The sequence below is a fragment of the Thalassotalea nanhaiensis genome (genome assembly GCF_031583575.1).
GTDB lineage: Bacteria > Pseudomonadota > Gammaproteobacteria > Enterobacterales > Alteromonadaceae > Thalassotalea_A > Thalassotalea_A nanhaiensis.
In genome coordinates, this window is sequence record NZ_CP134146.1 from 3,497,727 (window position 1) to 3,519,190 (window position 21,464).

General features: G+C 38.8%; 20 protein-coding genes. 7 read left to right on the forward strand and 13 right to left on the reverse strand.

All coding sequences use genetic code 11. The features are described from left to right. Positions 1–125: 125 nt before the first annotated feature. Positions 126–1,250: a porin gene (locus tag RI845_RS15155; protein WP_348387012.1), complete on the reverse strand. Its 1,125-nt coding sequence runs from the start codon at positions 1,248–1,250 to the stop codon at positions 126–128. A gap of 266 nt (positions 1,251–1,516) precedes the next feature. Here RI845_RS15155 and RI845_RS15160 point away from each other — a divergent pair, with 266 nt between their 5' ends. Then, positions 1,517–2,752 carry an NnrS family protein gene (locus RI845_RS15160; protein WP_348387013.1) on the forward strand — a complete coding sequence of 412 codons (1,236 nt, stop codon included), beginning with the start codon at positions 1,517–1,519 and terminating at the stop codon, positions 2,750–2,752. Between the two features lie 35 nt (positions 2,753–2,787). Further along, positions 2,788–3,741, forward strand: a complete 954-nt coding sequence (locus RI845_RS15165; protein WP_348387014.1) for a D-2-hydroxyacid dehydrogenase — start codon at positions 2,788–2,790, stop codon at positions 3,739–3,741. Between the two features lie 22 nt (positions 3,742–3,763). Here the strand turns inward: RI845_RS15165 and RI845_RS15170 are convergent, their stop codons facing one another. The 3 genes from RI845_RS15170 to RI845_RS15180 form a co-directional block, all read right to left on the reverse strand. Next, positions 3,764–3,985, reverse strand: a complete 222-nt coding sequence (locus RI845_RS15170; protein ID WP_348387015.1) for a TIGR02922 family protein — start codon at positions 3,983–3,985, stop codon at positions 3,764–3,766. Positions 3,986–4,002: 17 nt separating this feature from the next. Next, on the reverse strand, positions 4,003–4,200 hold the full coding sequence (locus RI845_RS15175) for a TIGR02922 family protein (protein WP_348387016.1): 198 nt from the start codon (positions 4,198–4,200) through the stop codon (positions 4,003–4,005). A gap of 175 nt (positions 4,201–4,375) precedes the next feature. After that, positions 4,376–5,716: an NAD(P)/FAD-dependent oxidoreductase gene (locus tag RI845_RS15180; protein WP_348387017.1), complete on the reverse strand. Its 1,341-nt coding sequence runs from the start codon at positions 5,714–5,716 to the stop codon at positions 4,376–4,378. A 103-nt stretch (positions 5,717–5,819) separates the two neighbouring features. Between RI845_RS15180 and RI845_RS15185 the strand changes: the two genes are divergently transcribed. Then, the gene (locus RI845_RS15185; protein WP_348387018.1) at positions 5,820–6,395 is read left to right on the forward strand and encodes a GNAT family N-acetyltransferase; all 576 of its coding nucleotides are present in this window, start codon (positions 5,820–5,822) and stop codon (positions 6,393–6,395) included. 71 nt (positions 6,396–6,466) lie between these two features. Here the strand turns inward: RI845_RS15185 and RI845_RS15190 are convergent, their stop codons facing one another. The 7 genes from RI845_RS15190 to RI845_RS15220 form a co-directional block, all read right to left on the reverse strand. After that, the gene (locus RI845_RS15190; protein WP_348387019.1) at positions 6,467–7,198 is read right to left on the reverse strand and encodes a class I SAM-dependent methyltransferase; all 732 of its coding nucleotides are present in this window, start codon (positions 7,196–7,198) and stop codon (positions 6,467–6,469) included. An 88-nt stretch (positions 7,199–7,286) separates the two neighbouring features. Next, positions 7,287–7,979 carry a uracil-DNA glycosylase gene (gene ung, locus RI845_RS15195; protein ID WP_348387020.1) on the reverse strand — a complete coding sequence of 231 codons (693 nt, stop codon included), beginning with the start codon at positions 7,977–7,979 and terminating at the stop codon, positions 7,287–7,289. Between the two features lie 60 nt (positions 7,980–8,039). After that, positions 8,040–9,335 (reverse strand): threonine synthase, encoded by a 1,296-nt coding sequence (thrC, locus tag RI845_RS15200; protein ID WP_348387021.1) that lies wholly within the window; start codon positions 9,333–9,335, stop codon positions 8,040–8,042. Between the two features lie 21 nt (positions 9,336–9,356). Then, complete coding sequence (thrB, locus tag RI845_RS15205) at positions 9,357–10,307, reverse strand: homoserine kinase (protein ID WP_348387022.1); 951 nt, start codon at positions 10,305–10,307, stop codon at positions 9,357–9,359. After that, entirely contained in the window at positions 10,307–12,763 is a 2,457-nt protein-coding gene (gene thrA / locus RI845_RS15210) for a bifunctional aspartate kinase/homoserine dehydrogenase I (RefSeq protein WP_348387023.1), read from the reverse strand. Before thrA ends, thrB begins: the two co-directional genes overlap by 1 nt. Positions 12,764–13,078: 315 nt before the next feature. Next, the gene (locus RI845_RS15215; protein WP_348387024.1) at positions 13,079–13,783 is read right to left on the reverse strand and encodes a M48 family metallopeptidase; all 705 of its coding nucleotides are present in this window, start codon (positions 13,781–13,783) and stop codon (positions 13,079–13,081) included. An 8-nt stretch (positions 13,784–13,791) separates the two neighbouring features. Further along, the gene (locus RI845_RS15220) at positions 13,792–14,151 is read right to left on the reverse strand and encodes a YebG family protein (protein WP_348387025.1); all 360 of its coding nucleotides are present in this window, start codon (positions 14,149–14,151) and stop codon (positions 13,792–13,794) included. A gap of 446 nt (positions 14,152–14,597) precedes the next feature. Between RI845_RS15220 and RI845_RS15225 the strand changes: the two genes are divergently transcribed. Beyond that, positions 14,598–14,936 (forward strand): DUF3718 domain-containing protein, encoded by a 339-nt coding sequence (locus RI845_RS15225; RefSeq protein ID WP_348387026.1) that lies wholly within the window; start codon positions 14,598–14,600, stop codon positions 14,934–14,936. 96 nt (positions 14,937–15,032) lie between these two features. On the opposite strand, the gene RI845_RS15230 is transcribed toward RI845_RS15225, so the two are convergent. Further along, complete coding sequence (locus tag RI845_RS15230) at positions 15,033–15,782, reverse strand: SDR family oxidoreductase (RefSeq protein WP_348387027.1); 750 nt, start codon at positions 15,780–15,782, stop codon at positions 15,033–15,035. 262 nt (positions 15,783–16,044) lie between these two features. On the opposite strand from RI845_RS15230, the gene RI845_RS15235 reads away from it, so the two are divergent. Together RI845_RS15235 and RI845_RS15240 are read left to right on the forward strand one after the other, a co-directional pair. After that, the gene (locus tag RI845_RS15235; RefSeq protein ID WP_348387028.1) at positions 16,045–16,236 is read left to right on the forward strand and encodes a PA3496 family putative envelope integrity protein; all 192 of its coding nucleotides are present in this window, start codon (positions 16,045–16,047) and stop codon (positions 16,234–16,236) included. Between the two features lie 110 nt (positions 16,237–16,346). After that, positions 16,347–17,630, forward strand: coding sequence for an amidohydrolase (locus RI845_RS15240; RefSeq protein ID WP_348387029.1), 1,284 nt, complete (start codon positions 16,347–16,349; stop codon positions 17,628–17,630). 120 nt (positions 17,631–17,750) lie between these two features. On the opposite strand, the gene RI845_RS15245 is transcribed toward RI845_RS15240, so the two are convergent. Then, entirely contained in the window at positions 17,751–20,378 is a 2,628-nt protein-coding gene (locus tag RI845_RS15245; RefSeq protein WP_348387030.1) for a TonB-dependent receptor plug domain-containing protein, read from the reverse strand. A gap of 239 nt (positions 20,379–20,617) precedes the next feature. On the opposite strand from RI845_RS15245, the gene RI845_RS15250 reads away from it, so the two are divergent. Further along, positions 20,618–21,457, forward strand: a complete 840-nt coding sequence (locus RI845_RS15250) for a mechanosensitive ion channel family protein (RefSeq protein WP_348387031.1) — start codon at positions 20,618–20,620, stop codon at positions 21,455–21,457. Positions 21,458–21,464: the final 7 nt, after the last annotated feature.

The following is a 21,464-nucleotide window of genomic DNA, read 5'->3' on the forward strand; positions in this document are numbered from 1 at the left end:
AGCTGCTTGCATTCCATCATCCCTGATGTGAGCCAACCTTAAAAACATCCATGTTAGGTTGGCATTCCATCATCCCTGATGTAAAAAGCCTTCGTAAACGAAGGCTTTTTCTTATTTAGCAGGGTTTAAAATGAGAATCTTGCGCCAACGGCCAATATATCGTCATCATTTTCTGAGCCGTCGAAGTTTGTTGACTCGTCTAGCTTATACTCTGAATGAACACGGAAGTGATCAGAGAAGTGGTATGCAACGCCAGCAACCATGTAAGCTTTTTCATAATCATCACCGTCATCAGACTTAACCGAGTTATAACCGCCTAACACTTCTAGATCATTTGCAAAACGATACGTTACCATAGCTTCAACACCAGTAGTCTCAGCAATCATATCACCTTCATCGTTAAACTCATGGTTTTCACCTTCAGTGGCCACCACTGCAGCATATAAGCCAGGCTGACCAAGCGTACCGTATGTAACGCTAACAGCAGTTAATGTGTCATCTAACTCTTCTGAAATAGCAGAGTTTAAACCTGTCATTTCAACAGACGCTTCGTTATAACCAACACCAACACTTAAGTTAAATGGTAGTGCATACGTTAAAGCAACACCGTAAGAGTTGTCATAAATAAGCTCTAAATCATTATTAGGAATACCAGGTAATAACTCATCAAGAGCTACCACTTCTTCTGTGCCTTGCATTTGTACGCTAACGGCTAAATTACCAAAGCTGTTGTTGTATTGGATCGCTTGTTCTGCACGACCAGCACCAGTGTAACCACCATCACCTAACGCGAACGAGCCAGCACCGTCGCCACCAAATACGTAGAAGTTATCCGTTACACCTGTTACGTTGTAGATTGAACCCCATTGCTTACCCATGGTGATTGAACCCCACGTATCATGCGCCATACCCACAAAACCTAAACGGCTAGATAAAGTATCTGACGCTTCACCTTGTGCTAAGTTAGAGTCACCATTTAATACTAAATCAGAGTTGTTGCTCACAAGACTTACAGCCCATTCAGCTTTAGCAAACGCAGACCAACCATTGTTTAGTTGATGAGTGAAAGTAAAGTTGATGCGAGAGTTACCATTGCTTACTTCGTCTGTGCCATCCGCCATTACATAGTTAGCGCCGAAGAACCCACCTAACTCGAGGCTATTTTTATCATCTTTGTATAGTTCCATAGCTGATATTGATGGTGAAGCTAGTGCAATAGCCGTTGAAGTTGCGATAAGTTTAAGTTTCATATTTAACCCTTAGTTGTATGTACTGACTCATTAAATTTCTTTATGAACAATAATTAATAATTTATTTGTGTTATTGATGTTTGAATTTATAACAGGGCAATTTGAGTAAAAATAGAGCGTTTTACAACTTAATACACTCAAAAACACAATCATTGAAACTAACCGTAAAGTTGTTACAGATATTGCTAACAACTTGTTAAAACGAGGTTTTTTTCGATATATATGATTAACAAAACTAAACAATTGAGAATCTTTAAGCTAAAATAATGATCACTGAAGTATCTGCCAAGAGCTATCTGATGCAAATAACCGATCTTTCGCAAGAACAAAACATCACGCCTTTTTTCCGTTTAGGGTTTCGACCATTCTTTACGTTTGGAGCAGCATTTAGCATCGTTGCATTGTTGATTTGGTCATTAACTCTGTCAGGAAAAATTAACCTGAACTTATACGGTGGCGGTACGGTATGGCATGCTCATGAAATGATCTTTGGTTTTGTTTGCGCCATTATTGTTGGTTTTTTGCTGACGGCAGTGCAAACGTGGACAGGGCAACGAGCCATTAACGGCAAACCATTAATGATGCTTGTTCTTCTTTGGTTAGCCGGTAGATTTGTAATGGCTTTTCCAGATATTCTGGGTAACGCAACAAGCGCACTAATCGATATTGCATTTTTGCCATTTGCAGCTATATGCTTAGCATTACCTATCATTAAAAGTGGCAATAAACGCAATTTATTTTTTGTCCCCCTTCTCTTAGTGTTTACCTTAACCAATGCATTAATGCACCTAGCGATTAACGGGACCAGTACTATAAATGTTACGTCTTCGACTTATATCGCAGTAATGTTAGTGACCTTGCTGATGTCGATAATGTCTGGCCGTGTCACTCCGATGTTTACCGCGAATGGCACACAAACCTCTAAAGTTTCGCCGTTAAAGTGGCTTGAATACACAACTAACGGCAGTTTAATGCTTATTGTGGCTTGTTACTTAGTTCATCCTTTTTTTGCAGTTTCAGATTTCATTTTAGCCGTTCTTTTTCTCATTTCAGGTATTACACAAATGTTCAGGTGGCTTCGTTGGAAGCCATGGATAACCTTATATGTACCTTTATTATGGTCTTTACACAGTGCATTATTTTTTATTTGGATCGGACTGTTAGCGTTATCATTAGGTCATTTTGTTGAAGCTTTGCCATTAAATCACATTTGGCATTTACTCACCGTTGGAGGTATGGGAGGATTGATTTTAGCGATGATATCCAGAGTTAGTCTCGGCCATACCGGACAAAAATTACAGCCTGCTAAAATTATGAGTTTCGCTTTTGTACTCATTTTCTTTTCGGCAGTACTAAGAGTGTTAGGCCCATGGCTTATGCCTGAACACTATAGTTTTTTCATAAACTTCAGTGTGATTTGTTGGCTAGGCGCTTACGGGATTTTTACCATTATATACGGTCCCATGTTGTTAAAGCCGCGCCAAGATGGTCATCCTGGTTAATTAATGAAAATAAAAAGTTAGGAAGTTAAAATAATATGCGCGCAGTATTTTTGGATAGAAGTAGCATCAGTGAAGATATCGACTTATCACCAATAGAGTCACAAGTAGCCAACATCAGTTACTTTGAGCATACTCGAGCAGAAAAAGTCGTATTTAGAGCCAAATTTGCAGAAATTATTTTGACCAACAAAGTAGTAATAAATGCAGAGACAATTGCGCAACTACCAAAATTAAAACTCATTTGCATTTGTGCAACAGGCACGAACAATGTGGATTTAGCTGCAGCAAAGGCAGCAAATATTGCGGTTTGCAATGTCAGTGGTTATTCTACGTCTGCAGTTTCTCAATATGTATTTGCTATGCTATTGGAGCACTTTCAAAAAACGGCCCATTATATTGAAAATACTCGACAGGGTAACTGGCAACAGAGCCAGGTATTTTGCCATTTTGGCTTGCCAATCAGCGAACTTGCGCATAAAAACATTGCCATCATTGGCAATGGCACCATAGGACGTGCCGTAGCCTCAATAGCCCAAGCATTTTCAATGAATGTTTTGCTTGCTGAGCGTCAAGGTTGTACAACGATCAGATCTGACCGGGTGAGTTTCGAACATGCCATACAACAAGCAGATATTATAAGTTTACATGCGCCGTTAACAGCTGAAACTCAAGGCTTAATTAATAATCAAACCATTGCTCAAATGAAAAAAGGTGTCGTTATTATTAATACCGCAAGGGGCGGATTAATTAATAGTGATGATTTATTGCAAGGGTTGAAGTCAAAGAAAGTTGGAGCGGCAATTCTAGATGTATTAGAGCAAGAGCCACCACCGGCAGATCATCCATTACTTAACGTCAAGCTAGACAACTTATTGATCACAGCGCATATCGCATGGGGTAGTTTAGAGTCACAACAACGGTTAATTAACAGCCTTGCTAAAAACATTGAGAGCTTCCAGCAAGGAATTAACTTAAATCGCGTTGTATAATTTTATAGAACAGGCGAAACAATCAGGCCGCCTTCTCTAAAGGCAAGATTCTTTCGCCCACTTTATTCAAAACCTTCACATCACCTTCGCACACGGCAACAATCGATTTGTCATGTTTAAATGACGTTGGAATTATCACTCTGCCATTTGGGTTGTAATTGAACGTTCCAACTCGGTGTTTAAGTTCCAGTGAAATATCATCATAAAAAAATATGGTAACGGTTTTACTAATTTGTGTATTCATATTGGTTATCTACCTCTTTAGCTTGAATATTCAAGTTCTAAAGGGATATTTTCACCTTCACAAACAGCAACAATAGACTTGTCTATTTTGAATGATTTAGGGATAACGACCCGACCTTGTTCCTGTACGGGAAATTCGCCAACATGATGTTTAAGTTGCAGTGTATTTACATCATAATAAATCACTGTGACAAACTTTTTGATGAGATTTTGCATTAATTTCGAACTCTTTGTTATTATTTTTTTGAGTTCCATTCGGTTATTTACCAATAGAAAAACTCTACTGATAATTAGAATCCTTCCAAATGCTTCATTTAAGTTAACAAAGTTAACTCACAGGTCAAGCATTTATTTTGCACAAGTGTTCAGATCATACCAGTAGAAATTTACATTAAAAATAAGCATCCTTAATCTTACCGTAATGAAAATAGCCCCACTGCCCTACGCGTCTTAATGCCGGCATAGGAAACTTAGGCAACTGTTTGTTATACAATGGAAGGTTTGGTAGGTCTTTACCTGAAACTTTATCTGCTAGGCGCTTTCCTGCTTGTACAGCAAAAGACACACCGTTGCCGCAATACCCCATAGCATAAAAGACATTGTCGTTGTCTGCTGCTTGGTTTATATGAGGGATGTCATCAAGAGACATACATATCCAGCCAGACCATGCATATTGATACTTAATGTTTTGCAACGGCGGGAAGCTTTGTTTAAGCACGTTTAAAAGTCGGTTAGCATAATACGGATCGTCTGCAGACTTACCCGTTATGGCGCCGCGACCGCCAAACAAAATCCGGTTATCAGGAAGTTTACGGTAGTAATATTTTAATGCCCTGGTGTCCATGACTACGTTTGATGTTAAAAAATTACACGCTTGTAATTGTTCCTCGGTGAGTGGTTCAGAAACAATAATTTGTGATAATACCGGTAACGTTTTATTGGCGACAGATAGATGAAAGTTTTTCGGTGTATAGCCATTTGTTGCCAGTACAACTTTTTGCGCTGTAACAGTTGCATTCGGTGTGGTTATTACTTGCTTGCCATTGTTTTCTGATAACTCTATAACAGGTGAGCCGGTATGTATTTTAACCCCTGACTCTCGTGCTAATCGTTGATATCCCCAAGCTAATTTTAACGGGTTAATACCAAAACCATCATCAAACCTGATCGCACCATGGGCGTTTTGATCAGCCATATAACTTTGATGTAGCTCTTCTCTTGATAATATATCGACATCATAAGAAAAGGTATTTTGTAATAGTTTGGCTTGCTTAACCAAACCAGCAAACATTGATGGCTTATGCGCAACTCGAATATAACCGTTCGTTTGTTGCTGACAATCGATTCCTTCAGCAATTAATGAGTTAACGGTATCAACACCTTGGCAGACTTCAGAGTATATGCCTCGCATTACTTCTTCGCCCCAGCTTTGGGTCATTGCCGACCAAGGTTTACGACCCGTAGACTTTAAGATAAAGCCAGCGTTGCGACCACTACAGCCCCAAGCCGTTTTATTTGCCTCCAGCACGACGGCTTTAATGTTATGTTCACGAGCTAAGTGCAACGCACATGACAAGCCGGTATAACCACTGCCAATAATAACTACATCAGCATCAATATCTGAAGTCAGTTGTCCATCATCCTGCGGCGCCTCACCACTTATGCCAGCCCAATAGCTTTCTGGATAATCAAGGTTAGTACCCGGTGATGAATCGTGAAGAGGATCGTACATGTGAATTTCCGAATAGGTTCTAACAATTTAAGTATGTCAGGTGCGTTAATTTAAGTTAATATAATGTCATATTTTCCTGTAATAAATAAGATTTAATTCATTTATGCACGAGTCTCAAAAAATTTCTTATCGGCCGATGCTTGAAACCGACTTTAATGATGTTATTTCATTAGGTAATTATGTTCATGGTGATGGCTACATGACCGATGAAAAAATTACTGTATGGTTTAATAAAGGCTTAAAAAGTCAGTTAAATTCTAATTTTGTCGCCTATGATGGCAATAAGATTGTTGGTTTTAGAATTAGTTACAGCCCAAATAATTGGCAACCTGACCAATGGTACTCACCAGAGCTTTGGAAAACTGAATTGACCAACACAGCTTATTTCAAATGCAATACGGTAGATGAAAACTACCGAGGTTTTGGTATCGGTTCAAAATTATTGAAACTGTCTACACAGGTGTTAAAGCAACAAGGGGCTAAAGCTGGTGTAAGTCACCTTTGGCGTCAAAGCCCAGGTAATAGTGCAGTAAAATACTTCACAAAATGCGGTGGTGTTTTGGTTAAAGACCACCCGGATAAATGGTATCAAGACAGTGTTGAAGGGTATGAGTGCACGATTTGTAAAAATGACTGCCACTGCGTGGCTGCCGAGATGATCATTTACTTCGACGAATAACCCTCATTAATGGATGCAGAGAATCGGAGAGCCCCGCTCTTCGTTTCTCGTTTCTCGTTTGTATTAAGGACTTACTTCCTAAACAATAAAACGAACCTATCTGTTTTACGATACACTTTTGGATCAAAGGGGCTTAACTCGTAATTGTCTTGCGGGTTTGCCAAAATGTCGGATTGTTTAACAAAATGAAAGCCATAATCTTTAAGTTCTTTAACCACATACTCAGGTGCTATTCGATGCTTTTCTTGGCTATATTCTGTACCTGTTCCAATCGGCGCACTATGATCAATGACCAGCAATGTCCCGCCAGGCTTTAATGCTTTATAGAGCTGTTTCAACAAGCTATCTTGGTCAATATCCCAGCCTTCGGTGACATGGTGTAGATCATGATAACCCAAAACAAAATAAATACTGTCTAAGACATTATCTTGCAACATCAAGTCATCTGCTTCATGAGCATATTGAACAACGTTAGTAAGGTTGCCATCGCCCATACGCTTTTGTAATTCTTGGCCAACATAGGACAAATAAGCCTTATTGTTATGCAAAAATACTTTACCCTGCGGTCCAACAACGTGCGAAAGAATTTCAGAGTAATAACCCGCGCCGGCAAATAAATCTAATACATGCATTTCAGGCTCTATACCTGAAAATTTTATGATATCGATTGGTTTACTGGTTTTATCACGTATTTTATCTTGTTCACTACGATGTGGTTCGGTAGGTAATGTGCTGGGATTGGCGTAACTTAAAGCGCTGAAGCTCAGCAGTAAAATGAAAGGTAACTTAAGTAGGTTGATCATAATTATTCTTAGTATGAATTGGCTCTTTAAACTTAGCACAATTAAAAATTATAACTCTTAGTGTTTTGTAACAAAGATTAAAAAGCATTTAAATAAGCGATATTTGCCCTTCACTTTCCAAATTATTTAACTGCCAATTAATTGCAGTCTGCTTATTGTTAATTAAATAATCATTGGCTTTAGAAAAGTGCTTACAACCCAAAAAGCCCCGATAAGCAGACAGTGGTGATGGGTGAACAGTACTTAGTACACAATGTTTTTCGGTATCGATAAATTTACCTTTCTTTTGAGCATGACTGCCCCAAAGCATAAAAACCACACCGTTGGATTGTTCATTGAGTAATTCTATGACTTTGTCTGTATAGGTTTCCCAGCCTAACTTAGCATGTGAGTGAGCATTTGCTTTTCTCACCGTTAATACGGTATTTAATAACAATACCCCTTGCTTGGCCCAGGATGATAAACAGCCATGATTTGGCGTCTTAAAACCCTCGATATCTGTGTTTAATTCTTTATACATATTAGCCAGTGATGGCGGAACTTTAACTCCAGGTTTAACTGAAAAGGATAAACCGTGAGCTTGGCCATCACCATGATATGGATCTTGACCTAATATAACGACTTTAACTTGTTCGAACGGTGTAAGAGAAAATGCAGTAAAAATTTCATCATCACTTGGGAAAATAGTTATACCTTGCGCTCTTTCATCGGCAATGTTTTTTAACATCGCTTGAAAGTAATCTTGCTGTTGCTCTGCTTTTAACAGGTTGTTCCAGTTCATGGTTTCCTTATTTAAATATTAAAATCCCGACTAAAGTCGGGATATTATAACCAGTTTTGGTTATGACGCATGTGCCATTAAGAAAGTATGCAGCTCAGTAAAATCAGCATTCATTTCAGAAGAAAGAATACTTTCCCCCGAGCAATCTGCCAACTCTTTAGGTAAACCTAAAGGGCGGCCTAACGTACTTTCTACTGTTTCTTTAAACTTAGCAGGATGAGCCGTGCCTAAAAATACTCCAAACTCATTGTCATTGAGATCATATTTGAGTGCTTTATAAGCGACACTTGCATGAGGTTCACTAATGTAGCCTAAACCATTTAAATTATGCATGGCAATTTGCGTTTGCTCTTCATCGATTGCCACTGAACTTAAGCAACTTTCTGGTAATATACCTGACTTAAGCATGTGCTCAACTCTTGGCCAGTTATTCGGTTTAGAAACGTCCATTGCATTTGACATAGTGGCAACAGTTTCGTTTGGCGACCACTCACCAGTTTTTAAATATCTAGGTACCGTATCGTTAGCATTTGTTGCGGCAATGAAGCGTTTAATAGGTAACCCCATCGCCTTGGCAAGCATACCCGCAGTAAGGTTACCGAAATTACCGCTAGGAATAGAGAATACTAAATCATCTATCTTTCCTCGTTGACGAAACAGTTGCGCCGCGGCCTCAAAATAATAACTAATTTGCGCCAGCAAGCGACTGATATTAATCGAATTAGCAGAATTCAATCCAATTGCTTGAGCAAGTTCTAAATCATCGAAAGAGCGCTTAACCAGTTCCTGACAATCGTCAAAGCTGCCATCAACTGCAATAGTAGAAATATTACCACCTAAAGTAGTAAACATTTTTTCTTGTAATAAACTGATTTTGCCCTTCGGATACAAGATCACAACCTTGATGTTTTCAAGCCCATAAAATGCATGTGCTACAGCTGCGCCAGTATCACCTGATGTTGCAGTCAAAATGGTTATTTTGTCATCATTGTCTTGAGTAAATGATTGCAAACATTGCGCCATAAAACGGCCACCAAAATCTTTAAATGCCAACGTTGGACCATGGAACAATTCGAGTATGGAATTATTTTCATCAATCGGTTGTACTAAAGCAGGAAAATTGAACGCGCGAGTAATAATGTCAGTAAATTGCTCTTCGGTTAAATCGTCGGCAACAAACGGATAAAGAATTTTAACGCTTCGCTCAACTAACGGCATAGACAGTAAACTTTCAATATCATCGTATTTCGGTAATTCTTTCGGGAAGAACAAACCTTGATTTTTTCCTAACCCTTGACGTACAGCTTGTGAAAAACTCACTTCTTGCTCTGGGTGTTTTAAATTATAAAATTTCATCAATAATCCTCTAATACCAACTTAGCTTACTAACCTAGCGCCTTGCGTATCTGCCTTGCAGATATGCACGAATCCAGTTGGTGATTGTAAATAATTCTCGGTTAAATAATTGCTTAGCTGCTCAGCTATTTCTTTGTTTTCACAGACAACAAATACAGTTGGCCCTGATCCTGAAATTCCGGCAGCACTCGCTCCGTTGGCTAATAAATACTGTTTTGTTTCAATAAATTTAGGTAATAAAGACTGACGATATGGTTCAGCAACAACATCAACGACATTAGCAAACGCTTGCTTAGGGTCATTTCGATAACAAGCATCGATAAACGTAGCTAATGTTTGTCCATAAGAAATCAGATCTTGTCTAGAATATTGCTTGGGCAGTGCATCTCTGGCCTCTTTGGTAGACATTTCTATACCTGGATAAGCCATGATCCAATAATAGTCATCAAAAGTTGGCAAAGAGCGGGTAATAACTTGCGTATCCGTCACCATCAGTTGCATACCACCTAGAAAACATGGCGCTACATTATCGTAATGAAGACTGCCGCTGATTTGCGCTTCCATTTTGCCCATCATAAATAGTAAATCAGAGTCATTAAAAGGCTTTTGGTAGTATTCATTTAAAGCAACTAGTGCAGCAACTACTGAGCAAGCACTAGAGCCAAGACCACTACCAACTGGCATTTTCTTTTCTAAAACCAAATCAACTGGCTGTACAGACTTAGTGCTATTAATTAATTCTTTATTGAATAACTCCAAGCAATGCCAAACGATGTTATCTTTCGGGTCACCTGGCAATTTATTGGCAAACTCACCCGATAAACTTAGCGTACTTACATCTGTTACAGCTGCAGAAATTTCAACGATATCTCCAAGCAACTGATCACCTACAGGCGTTACCGCCATACCAAGAACATCAAAGCCAACACTTACATTGCCGATAGAAGCCGGAGCAAACACTTTTATTGTCATTATAATTCCTGCTTCCAAGCTTGAGTTCTTAGCACGTCAGAGAATATTCCAGCTGCAGTTACAGCTGCCCCTGCACCGTATCCACGAAGTACTAGCGGAATCGGCTGATAGTATTTACTTAGAATAGATAATGCATTTTCACCATCTTTAATAGCATTTAATGGGTGGCTTGCATCAACAGCTTCAATAGACACCTGACATTCGCCGTTATTTATAGAACCCACATAGCGTAATACTTTGCCCTCACTTGCTGCTTGTGCAACTTTGTCAGCAAATTCAGGGTTAAGTTCTGGCAAACGCGCCATGAACTCTTCGATGCTCCCTGAGTCATCAAAGCTTGGCGGTAAAACTGGCTCCACTTTAATGTTATGTAACTCTAATGGCATACCCGCTTCGCGCGCCATGATCAGTAATTTTCGAGCAACATCCATACCGCTAAGGTCATCACGAGGATCTGGTTCAGTAAAGCCATTGCTTTTCGCAATTTCAGTCGCCTCAGAAAGTGACATTCCTTCATCAAGCTTACCAAAAATATAAGATAATGAACCCGATAAAACACCTTCAAATTGAACCAATTCATCACCGGCTTTAAATAAGTTTTGCAGAGTATCAATTACCGGTAAGCCGGCTCCAACATTGGTTTCATACAAGAATAAACGATTGGTCTTTTGCGCACATTCTCTTAGTTTTAAATAATAGCTCCAACTGTCGGTGTTGGCTTTTTTGTTTGGTGTAACAACATGAAAACCTTCTGCTAGATAGTCTGCATACGTTAAAGCCAAGTCTTCGTTAGAAGTACAATCGACTAAAACAGGGTTTATCAGGTGATTGTTACGGGCAAAGTTTTTAACGGAATCTACCGATAAAGGCTTCACCTCGTGTTGCATTTCTTCCTGCCAGTTTGCCATGTCTAAGCCGTTTGCATTAAAGCCCATGCCTTTACTATTGGCGATACCATATACTTTTAAATCTACGCCATGCGCTTTTAAATGGCTTTGTTGTCTACCAATCTGTTGTAGTAATTCACTACCAACAACGCCACAACCAACAATAAAGGCGTCGATAGATTGGCGGTGAGAGAAAAAGTTTTGATGACAAACTTTTAATGCATCGGTGCATTTACGTTGTTCAATTACCACAGAGATACTGCGCTCTGAAGAATCTTGAGCGATGGCTATAACATTAACGCGAGCTTGCGCAAGCGAGCTGAATAGTTTTCCGGCAACACCACGTTGTTGATGCATACCATCACCAACCAATGACACAATTGATAAATGTGACTGTAATTCAATTGGCTCTAATAATTGGTTCAATAATTCTAATTCAAATTCTTGTTGCAAGCTTTGCTGTGCGCGGTAAGCGTCTTGTGAATAAATACAAAAACTGATGCAGTATTCTGACGATGATTGGCTGATCATCACCAGTGAGATATTCGCGTGACTCATACAGGCGAATACTCTGCTTGCCATGCCAACCATACCTTTCATGCCAGGCCCAGACACATTCACCATAGTAAGTTCATCAAGGTTTGAAATGGCTTTGACTTGTTTTTCACCTTTATCTTCAGCAGAAATAAGTGTGCCTTTAGCTTCTGGGTTAGTGGTGTTTTTGATCAAACAAGGGATATGATATTGCGCTATAGGACCAATTGTTTTTGGGTGCAGTACTTTAGCGCCAAAATATGACAGCTCCATTGCTTCTTGATACGAAAGATGATCAAGTAATTTAGCATCTTTTATTAAACGCGGATCAGCATTGTAAACACCATCTACATCAGTCCAAATTTCACAGCATTCAGCATTAGCACATACAGAAAGTACTGCTGCAGAATAATCTGAGCCGTTACGGCCAAGTGTTGTTACTTGCCCTGAAGGCGCAACGCCAATAAAGCCAGGCATTAACGATATGCGCTGTTGATTAGGGTATTGTTCAACAAACAATTGTCTAGCAAGTACTAAATCGGCAACTGCGTTTAATGAAGATTCATTAGTTTTTAAAAACAGCTCTGGCTCTAGTACGGTAAGTGCTTGCTCATCGCTAGTAAGCAACGCTTCGAGGATTGCAACACTGAGTCTTTCGCCAAGACTAATTACACTGGCACGAATATGTTCAGGGCAATAGCTTAACATTGCCGCCCCTTCCAACCATCGTTTCAATTGATGAGTCCATCTGAGTAGAGCTTGTTCAGCGTGTTGGCGATTAAAGTTAGTACCTGATTGAGCTAAGCCATCAAAAATATTTTCAACTGCTTGATTAAGGTGGGCAAGGCTGTGTTCTAATTCTTCACCTTCGTTAAGATTTTCGGTAAGAGCAACCAAGTGGTTGGTAATTCCCTGTGGCGCTGACACCACTACAGACACTGGCGATTGTAGGCTTTTATCTTTAATAATGTCACATACCGCGATAAAACGGCTGGCATTTGCTAATGATGAACCACCAAATTTAAGTACTCTCATTTTTCTTACTTCCTTAAAAAATTAAAACTGTTTTTTGTTTTAAAGGCCTTAAAACAAATAAGCCCGTGAACTTTGCAGGTCACGGGCTTCGAAAATATTATATTTTACACGTTAGCCAATGACCTCCATTCGAATTCGAATGGTGGTGGTTAGAATAATGATTGTGTGCATAATTATGTTCATGCCCTTACTCTGCCTCAGGCTAGAAACACTGTCAACCGCTAAATGACTGTAATTGTGTATAAAACATTTCTTAGATGGCAATATTTTAGAATAACTTATACCAATGAGATAAATTTCTACACTTCAGTTTTATTAATTTTCCCAATAAAGGTGCTGTTGGTGTTCTTTGAGCCAAGCTTTGGCTTGTTTGAAATTTGGATACAACTGAGAAACCAGTTGCCAGTAACGACTAGAATGATTTAGGTGGATGGTGTGGCAAAGTTCGTGAACAATTACATAATCAATGACTTCAACCGGCGCCATAACTAACAACCAATTAAGATTAATGCGCTGCTTTGCATCACAACTGCCCCATCGACTTTTGTAATAACGAATTTTTAATGATGCAGCGCTTAGCTTAGTGTGTTTGCATTGAGCCTCAAATCTATTACTAAGTAACTGTTTTGCTTCTTTTAAATACCAAGCATGAAGAGATTTTTTCACTTTAAGGCCAAGTTCAGCACTATCAGAACTTAGGTTTTTTAACTGGATAACTATCGTATTATCAATAATTGAAACATTGCCAGTATTAGCTTGCTCAATAAGCAATGCATATCTCTCTCCTTGATAATAGTAATACTCGCCAGTCTGATACTCTCTTACGCTTAAGCCTTCAACATGGTTGAGCTGCTCTGTAATTTTAAGCTGTAGCCATTGGGATTTTTCTTTAACTAAGTCATTAATGAATTGCTCTGCAAGCCTCATAGGCGCAAGTACTCTAACCTTGCCGCCTTTAACTTGTAAGCTTACCGTTTTACGCTTGCTACTACGAACAAGTTGATACTCAGGAGTTGGCAAAAATAAATCTACTCTTTGGTAGCACTTTTAGCTTTAACGCTTTTTGTTTTAGGCTTAGCTTTTGCGGTTTTAGGTTTATCAGCTGTTTCTTCAATAACCTCATCGACTTTAACCGCAGGTATTGCTGGCTTTGGTTTTGGCTTTTTAGCTTGTAGAGCTATAAGCACATCCTCGCGATGTTTGGCGATAAACACACTGATTTCTTCAATTTCTTTTTCAGCAAGCTCTAGTGATGATTGATCAAACAAATCGGACAGATTATCTGCCATATCGAGCATTTTGTCATACTCATCTGCAGCTTTCTTATCCATAAATGTTTCTACCTCCACCCCGTTGCGAATGACTACAAAACGACTTTCTACTGCCATTGTGATCCCTTTTATTTGTTGGCTAATGTTAGTGATATTAGCATTTATATTTATTTAAAACACTCAACTAGTGGGTATTTATCCAGTACTTTATCAGCTAAATTTAACCTTTAGCAAGAAAAACTTAAAAATAGTTAAAATTTCACCGCATGAAACCTGCCACTCAACGTGCAATATAATCCAATTTAACTGAATATTTATGCATGGATGTAAATAAATATTACAAGCTACACAAGTTAATAATTAAGATATTCAGGTAAGAGTACTGAATTTATTGCAGTTTTAGCGTTTGAAGGGGAAAAATCACTGAATAAATCAGTTACACCTAGCAATTTTTCATTAACAACTTTTATCGAAAAATAGGCAACTATTAAAGGGCAGCAGCAATTAACAACAAATTAACAATTTTAGCCAAATAAATAAAAGCCATTAGCCGGAGCAACATTATGAAAACTTTAACATCAGTAGCATTAGCAGGTTTAACATCAGTAACTTTATTAACAGCATTCACTACCAGTGCAGCGCCAATGAACCCTTATATGGAGTCAGCATTAATCAGTGTATGTAAATCAGCACAAAGCAACGATTTACTAGATATGCGTAAAACCATTAAAAGCCATCGTTTGTCAGAAAAAACAGTTGCACTAAAAGTTGTGTGTAATGGCGAAGACATTATCAGCTTTGCAGAAAATAGCGGAGCGGATAGAACTGCTAATCATTTAGAAAAACGTCTTGGTGATAGTTCAATTGTCGATATCGCACAAGTATATGCTGTTAATTTCTAATCCTAGTTTTATAAAATCTAACCAGTTTAAACAGTCAGTACCTTCCCCCTTAGGGTGCTGGCTGTTTCACTTCTAACAACTATTTATAAAGTATAATCAACTAAATTTACGCATTACAGAAAGCGGCAGTATAGGTAATACATAACGCATCACTGCCCATGGCCAACTTGGTACAAAAGCAACACCAACCTCTTTTTCAATCGCCTTTACTATCGCCTTACAGCCAGTATCCGCATCAACACTAAACGGTTGTTTTTTAGTGGCATGGGATATTTCAGTGCGAATGTAACCAGGATGAATGGTGGTGGCCTTAATCGGCGTTTTAAGTAGATCAATGCGTATTCCTTCAGTAAGTGAGGCTAATCCAGCTTTTGTCGCCGCATAGACATTAAAAGCTCCCCTGAAGCCTTTTTGTGAGCTCACTGAAGATATTGTCACCAAGTGACCAAAGTTTTGCTCTCTAAATATTTCAAGTGCCGCTTCACATTGAGCTAAAGCTGCAACAAAATTTGTCATAGCAGTTGCTTTATTAGCTTCGAAATAGCCAGTGCCCAGTGAAGCTCCTTTACCAATTCCTGCATTAACGATCACACGATCAATATTACCAAATTGCTGTTTAGCATCTTTAAATACCTTAAATACTTGCTCATGGTCATTTACATCAAGTTCAACTATACACACTTGTATTGTTGAATTAATACTTTCAAGCTCTGTCTTTAATTGCTTCAGGTTTTCTAACCGTCTTGCGCACAAAACCAGGTTCCGACCTAATTGAGCAAATTGTTTGGCCATGGTATAGCCCAATCCGGAACTTGCACCGGTAATGATTATATTTTGTCTTTTCATCTTTCTTCTTATTTTTTGTAAAGTCACAATTATTTATATCATATTCAATTTTTATCGGTTTGGAGTCAAATATTTACAAAATTAAAATACTACAATAACTTACGCGACACATATAAACACTGGCTCGAGCAAATTCTAATCAGTTAAACATTTTTCGTAATTTAATGTTTGACGAATGCGAAAAATTTGCCTATTTTTCAAAATAGATGAAGTAAGTACATTTAATTACACCATTACAATCTACATTAATTAGGAACCAATAATGACGAGAAGTAAAGTTATTGAAGATGTCGAGGCTAATATTGGCAGTGATGACTACCATGAAGAAATTTCTGCCAACGCTGAAAAAGAGTTGGGAAAAGCAGATAATGCAATTACCCGTAAGCGCATTGATGAGTTACTTGAAAAAAAACGCTTAAAGGAATTACTTGATGAAGATGAGTGGGAACTGTAACGTTCCCTTTTAATAGAGTGATTAGAAACAAACTTCCACTATAAAGTCTTTCCTTTTTATTACAAATTATCCTAATCTGATAGTTCCATATAATAACAACAGTGAACATCATGATTAAAAAACTCGTATTGCCTTTATTGGTCATTTCAAATGTTACCTATGCATCGCCTATAGACTCTTTAGTAAAAGATGTAGAGCAAGACGTTATAGAATGGCGCAGGCACTTCCATCAGCATCCAGAACTTTCAAATAGAGAGTTTGAAACAGCAAAAACGATTGCACAGGAGCTTAATAAATTAGGCTTGGATGTTCAAACTGGTGTGGCCCATACCGGTGTCGTTGCCATTTTAGACTCAGGCAAACCTGGCCCTGTCGTCGCCTTACGAGCTGATATTGACGGCTTGCCTGTTACTGAAACCTCTGACTTACCTTTTGCTTCAAAAGTAACTACAGACTATAACGGCGCTCAAACAGGTGTTATGCATGCCTGCGGCCATGATACTCATATCGCCATGCTGTTAGGTACGGCCAAAGTACTAACGGCTAACAAAGATAAATTAACCGGCAAGGTTAAGTTTATTTTCCAACCTGCTGAAGAAGGTGCTCCAATAGGAGAAGAAGGCGGCGCAAAATTAATGGTTAAAGAAGGCGTAATGAAATCGCCTGATGTTGATGTAATTTTCGGTTTGCATGTATGGGCAAATTTAGATGTTGGTAAAATCAGTTATCGCGAAGGCGGTACATTAGCAGCAGTTGATCAGTTCAAAATTTTGGTTAAAGGGAAACAAGCTCACGGTGCTTATCCTTGGAAAAGTGTTGATCCTATTGTTACTTCGGCGCAAATCATCATGGGCTTACAAACGATAGTATCTCGAGAGCTTAAATTAATTGATGATGCTGGAGTAGTTACCGTAGGCAGTATTCATGGCGGGGTACGCAGTAATATTATTCCTAACGAAGTTGAAATTATTGGTACTTTACGCTCATTAAATCCAGAAATGCGCGAGCAAATTCGAGAAGCCGTTACACGAAAGGCAACAACTATTGCAGCCAGCATGAATGCAACCGTTGAAGTAACCGTGCCTTTTGGTGTTAATTACCCAGTAACCTATAACAAACCTGAATTAATGCGTGAAATGCTTCCTGGGCTACAAGCAGCACTAGGGCACGAAAACGTAGTGCAAGCGAAGGCAGTTACTGGCGCCGAAGACTTCTCATTTTATCAAGAACAAGTGCCAGGATTATTTTTAGGTGTTGGTGGTAAACCCTTGGATGTAAAAGCAAGCGATGCTCCGGCTCATCACACACCTGAGTTTTTTGTCGATGAAAGTGGTATGCAAACCGGCATTAAAGCAATGGTGGGGTTAACGATGGATTATATGGCTAAGCATTAATTAATCATTGATGTGAGCCAACTTTTATAACATCCATGTTAAGTTGGCGTTCCATCTTCCCTGATGTAAAAAAACCACATCATTTGATGTGGTTTTTTTTATTTAAACTCTAACAGTAGATTAGAAGTTATAAGTTGCTTTCACGTAGTAGAACGCACCATTGTAGTCAAATGGACCACTTTCATAGTGAGTTGCACCAACTACAGAGTAAGCACCATCAGGGCCTTTTTGTAGCTCTTGAGCTTCTTCGTCAAGTAAGTTGTTACCACCAGCTGAAAGCGTAATGCTGTCATTCAAGTACCAACTAACTTCAGCATCAAATGTAACCGCTGCATCAGCAGTTTCAGACCAACCCGCAGACGTATCATCAGCATGTGTTGCAAAGTACTCACCAAAGTAGTTAGCACGAACAAACAAGCCTACTGTGTCCCAAGATTGCGACATAGTAAACGTTGCACGATGATCCGGCATACCTTCTTCTAAACGACGAACTTTACCTTCAGATGTTGTATCAGGGTTATATGAATCAACTTCTGTTTCATTAAAGTTATACGCTGCACTGAAACCAGTGTCGCCACCAAATAATGCCATTGAGTAGTTAGCAACTACATCTACACCAGACGTTGTAGTATCAAAGTCATTAGTAAAGAATGTTACACCATCGATTAGCTCAGGGTTTTGTACGCCAGCTGCTTCTAGTTCAGCATAAATAGCAGGATCCTTAGTAGGGTTAACTGTTATTTGACTAGATTGTGCTAAACGGTCAGTTACTTCAATTGAATAAGCATCAACAGTAAAGAAGAAATCACCGTTCTGGTAAACCAAACCACCAGCAAAAGATGTTGACTCTTCTGGTGTTAACTCTTTCGCACCGTAATAAGCTGATAAAGGATCAGTTGGTGGCGCTAAGAATGTTTGAATTAAGTTACCTTCAACAATTGATGTTTGCGTATTAACAACGTTAGCTTGACCAACTGTTGGTGCACGGAAACCTGTACTGTGTGAAGCACGTAATGATAAATTATCAGTTAACGAGAATTGTGCCGTTAGCTTATAATCAGTTGTATCACCAAAGGTATTGAAATCTTCATAACGAACGGCTGCGCCGACCATAAAGTTTTCAGTAATTGGCGCTTCAACATCCATATATAACGCGTAGTTACGACGAACATTCTCACCTTGAGACTCTGGACCAAAGCCTTTGAAACCGTGTGAACCGATGTTAAAACCTTGGTCAGCATATGGGCCAGCTTTCCATGAGTTTTCTTCACCAGAAATAATTTCAAATGACTCTTCACGCCATTCGTAACCAACCGCGAAGTTTAGCTCTTCGTACATACCAATATCGATAAGACGAACTAAATCAAAGTTGAAGGTTTTCTCTAATTGAATGTATTTACCTGTATCAAAACTTGTTTGAGTTAATTCAGGGCTTTCAATATTAATTCCAAGAGATGGATTTAATGTATTAGATAAATGGAATGACGATTCGTTACGACCAACTGAACCACTTAAATCGTAGCTCCAATCATTTAAGAAACCAGATTTAATATCTCCACGTGTTCCCATAGTCAATGAAGTATCAGTAATATTACCGCCAAACGCTGGTGTGTAACCACCTGGCATTACTTGGTTCATTGAGAAACAGTTTGGATTATCTAACATGGCCATATAGGCAGGGTCGGTTAGTACATTACCATCAACAATTGAACCGTCCGGTTGAGTAATTTTAGGAATCATAATGACAGGACATGTACGAGCATCTCCCATTGATTCGCCTACATCACCAACTAATAATGTTTCACCACCATCGGTAGAGAAAACATTACCACGGTTATGTGGGTTACGATAATAGAAACCACCAGTAACATCACGCTCTGAGTAGTTACCCCACATGTAGAATTCTTTATCATCACCTAAATCAAGACCGATGTTACCAAACACTGTAATATCATCTTCAATTTCAGGGTTACCCCAGATTTGTGCAGGGTTACCTACATCCATATTACCTTGGGCGATTAAGTTAGCAGCATCAGGACGCTGTGTACTACGGCTGGTATCATCAGCATTTTTAAGTTGGAAACTGAAGTTGGCAAAACCATCATCAGTAAGAGGTAAACCAATGTTACCGTCTATAATTGTTAAACCGCCATCACCTTCGGCATATTCACCGGCTTTAACAGAGATTGAACCACCATCTGAATCATCTTTTAAAACAAAGTTCATTACACCGGCAATTGCATCTGAGCCGTATTGTGCCGAAGCACCGTCACGAAGTACTTCTACTTGTTTTAATGCAACAGAAGGGATTACTGAGATATCAGCACCTTGAGCACCATCGTTAACACCACCACCTTGGAAAGCGATTACTGATGCACGGTGACGACGTTTGCCGTTAACAAGTACAAGAGTTGAATCTGAAGGTAAACCACGAAGGTTAACAGGCTTGATTAGAGTTGCAGCATCAGAGATAGGCTGCTGGCGTACGTTAAATGATGGAATAGAGCTTACTAACATATCTAACATGTCAGAACCGCCAGATTTCGCTAACTCATCACCGTCGATAACATCTACGGGTACTGGTGAGTCTGCAACAGAACGAGGTGCGGCGCGTGAGCCTACAACTACAATTTGTTCAATATCTTCATCTGCTACAACTTCCGTTTCTTCTGCAGCATATGCAGGCATACCTACTAACGCCATACCTACAGCTAGCGCTAAGGTTTTTACAGGAAAATTCCTAGACATTTTTTCACTCCCTAGTGATTTTTTTTATATTATTATTGTTGTCAATTATTATAATATTTTTGACTAACTTACCTTTTATATACGACCACGTGTGCATTTACAACATATTAACAAGTTTGTTTACACTTTTTTAGTCAACTTGAACAATAGTACAAGCTCATGAAAAATCAATAAATTACAACCTTTGGAGATAAGTTACGTTATTATATTCACCCTTTTATTTATATGTTGATCCGAAAATGTCAGACGTTGTACAACAATTTTCCATATTAATTACCAATAAAATTTTCTTATCTATATGTGTAGTAATAGGTATGCAATTTATCTCGCATCAAATTGTGAACTTTATTCGCCGTGGTAATGACTTTTTAAATGAACGACATAGAACTTGGATTTCACGCACCAAAAATCTAACAGTAATGATCATTGCGATTATGCTGCTTAGTTTGTGGTGGGTAGAGCTTGAGACGTTCGCGTTATCTATTGCCGCCGTTGCGGTCGCAATCGTTATTGCGTCAAAAGAATTAATTTTGTGTCTTAGTGGTTCTATTTTAAGAGCAACATCAAATGCCTTTGTTATTGGAGATTGGATCAGAGCGGGTGACAATTATGGCGAAGTCATAGAGCACAATATATTGTCCACTGTGGTTCAAGAAATAGACTTTGCCAATAATAATTATAATTACACCGGCAAAACAGTAACGATTCCTAATAGCCAGTTTTTAACTGAGACAGTTAAAAATATGAATTTTATGAAACGCTATGTGTATCACACGTTTTCTATCACCACCGATGCTAGCATTAATGTATTTGCCGCACGCGAGCATATTTTTTCCAAAATGAACGAATACACTCAAGACTTTTTAGAAGTGGGTCGCCGTTATAATAATGTGATTGAAAAACACCTTGGCGTCGATTTACCCGGCGAAGAGCCGTATATACGGATTACGACGACTGACTTAGGTAATTTTAAATTTACCATCATACTGTTTTGTCCAACAGAACAAGCGGTATCATTAGAGCAACGTATCACCCAAGACTATATGGATTTTCGTTTTCAGCAATTGGATCAGAATTGATTTTGAT

What these genes read in the sequence shown, in the direction of transcription:
- RI845_RS15155 (WP_348387012.1), bottom strand. Translation starts at nt 1,250, where the DNA reads ATGAAACTTAAACTTATCGCAACTTCAACGGCTATTGCACTAGCTTCA.
- RI845_RS15160 (WP_348387013.1), top strand. Translation starts at nt 1,517, where the DNA reads ATGATCACTGAAGTATCTGCCAAGAGCTATCTGATGCAAATAACCGAT.
- RI845_RS15165 (WP_348387014.1), top strand. Translation starts at nt 2,788, where the DNA reads ATGCGCGCAGTATTTTTGGATAGAAGTAGCATCAGTGAAGATATCGAC.
- RI845_RS15170 (WP_348387015.1), bottom strand. Translation starts at nt 3,985, where the DNA reads ATGAATACACAAATTAGTAAAACCGTTACCATATTTTTTTATGATGAT.
- RI845_RS15175 (WP_348387016.1), bottom strand. Translation starts at nt 4,200, where the DNA reads ATGCAAAATCTCATCAAAAAGTTTGTCACAGTGATTTATTATGATGTA.
- RI845_RS15180 (WP_348387017.1), bottom strand. Translation starts at nt 5,716, where the DNA reads ATGTACGATCCTCTTCACGATTCATCACCGGGTACTAACCTTGATTAT.
- RI845_RS15185 (WP_348387018.1), top strand. Translation starts at nt 5,820, where the DNA reads ATGCACGAGTCTCAAAAAATTTCTTATCGGCCGATGCTTGAAACCGAC.
- RI845_RS15190 (WP_348387019.1), bottom strand. Translation starts at nt 7,198, where the DNA reads ATGATCAACCTACTTAAGTTACCTTTCATTTTACTGCTGAGCTTCAGC.
- ung (WP_348387020.1), bottom strand. Translation starts at nt 7,979, where the DNA reads ATGAACTGGAACAACCTGTTAAAAGCAGAGCAACAGCAAGATTACTTT.
- thrC (WP_348387021.1), bottom strand. Translation starts at nt 9,335, where the DNA reads ATGAAATTTTATAATTTAAAACACCCAGAGCAAGAAGTGAGTTTTTCA.
- thrB (WP_348387022.1), bottom strand. Translation starts at nt 10,307, where the DNA reads ATGACAATAAAAGTGTTTGCTCCGGCTTCTATCGGCAATGTAAGTGTT.
- thrA (WP_348387023.1), bottom strand. Translation starts at nt 12,763, where the DNA reads ATGAGAGTACTTAAATTTGGTGGTTCATCATTAGCAAATGCCAGCCGT.
- RI845_RS15220 (WP_348387025.1), bottom strand. Translation starts at nt 14,151, where the DNA reads ATGGCAGTAGAAAGTCGTTTTGTAGTCATTCGCAACGGGGTGGAGGTA.
- RI845_RS15225 (WP_348387026.1), top strand. Translation starts at nt 14,598, where the DNA reads ATGAAAACTTTAACATCAGTAGCATTAGCAGGTTTAACATCAGTAACT.
- RI845_RS15230 (WP_348387027.1), bottom strand. Translation starts at nt 15,782, where the DNA reads ATGAAAAGACAAAATATAATCATTACCGGTGCAAGTTCCGGATTGGGC.
- RI845_RS15235 (WP_348387028.1), top strand. Translation starts at nt 16,045, where the DNA reads ATGACGAGAAGTAAAGTTATTGAAGATGTCGAGGCTAATATTGGCAGT.
- RI845_RS15240 (WP_348387029.1), top strand. Translation starts at nt 16,347, where the DNA reads ATGATTAAAAAACTCGTATTGCCTTTATTGGTCATTTCAAATGTTACC.
- RI845_RS15245 (WP_348387030.1), bottom strand. Translation starts at nt 20,378, where the DNA reads ATGTCTAGGAATTTTCCTGTAAAAACCTTAGCGCTAGCTGTAGGTATG.
- RI845_RS15250 (WP_348387031.1), top strand. Translation starts at nt 20,618, where the DNA reads ATGTCAGACGTTGTACAACAATTTTCCATATTAATTACCAATAAAATT.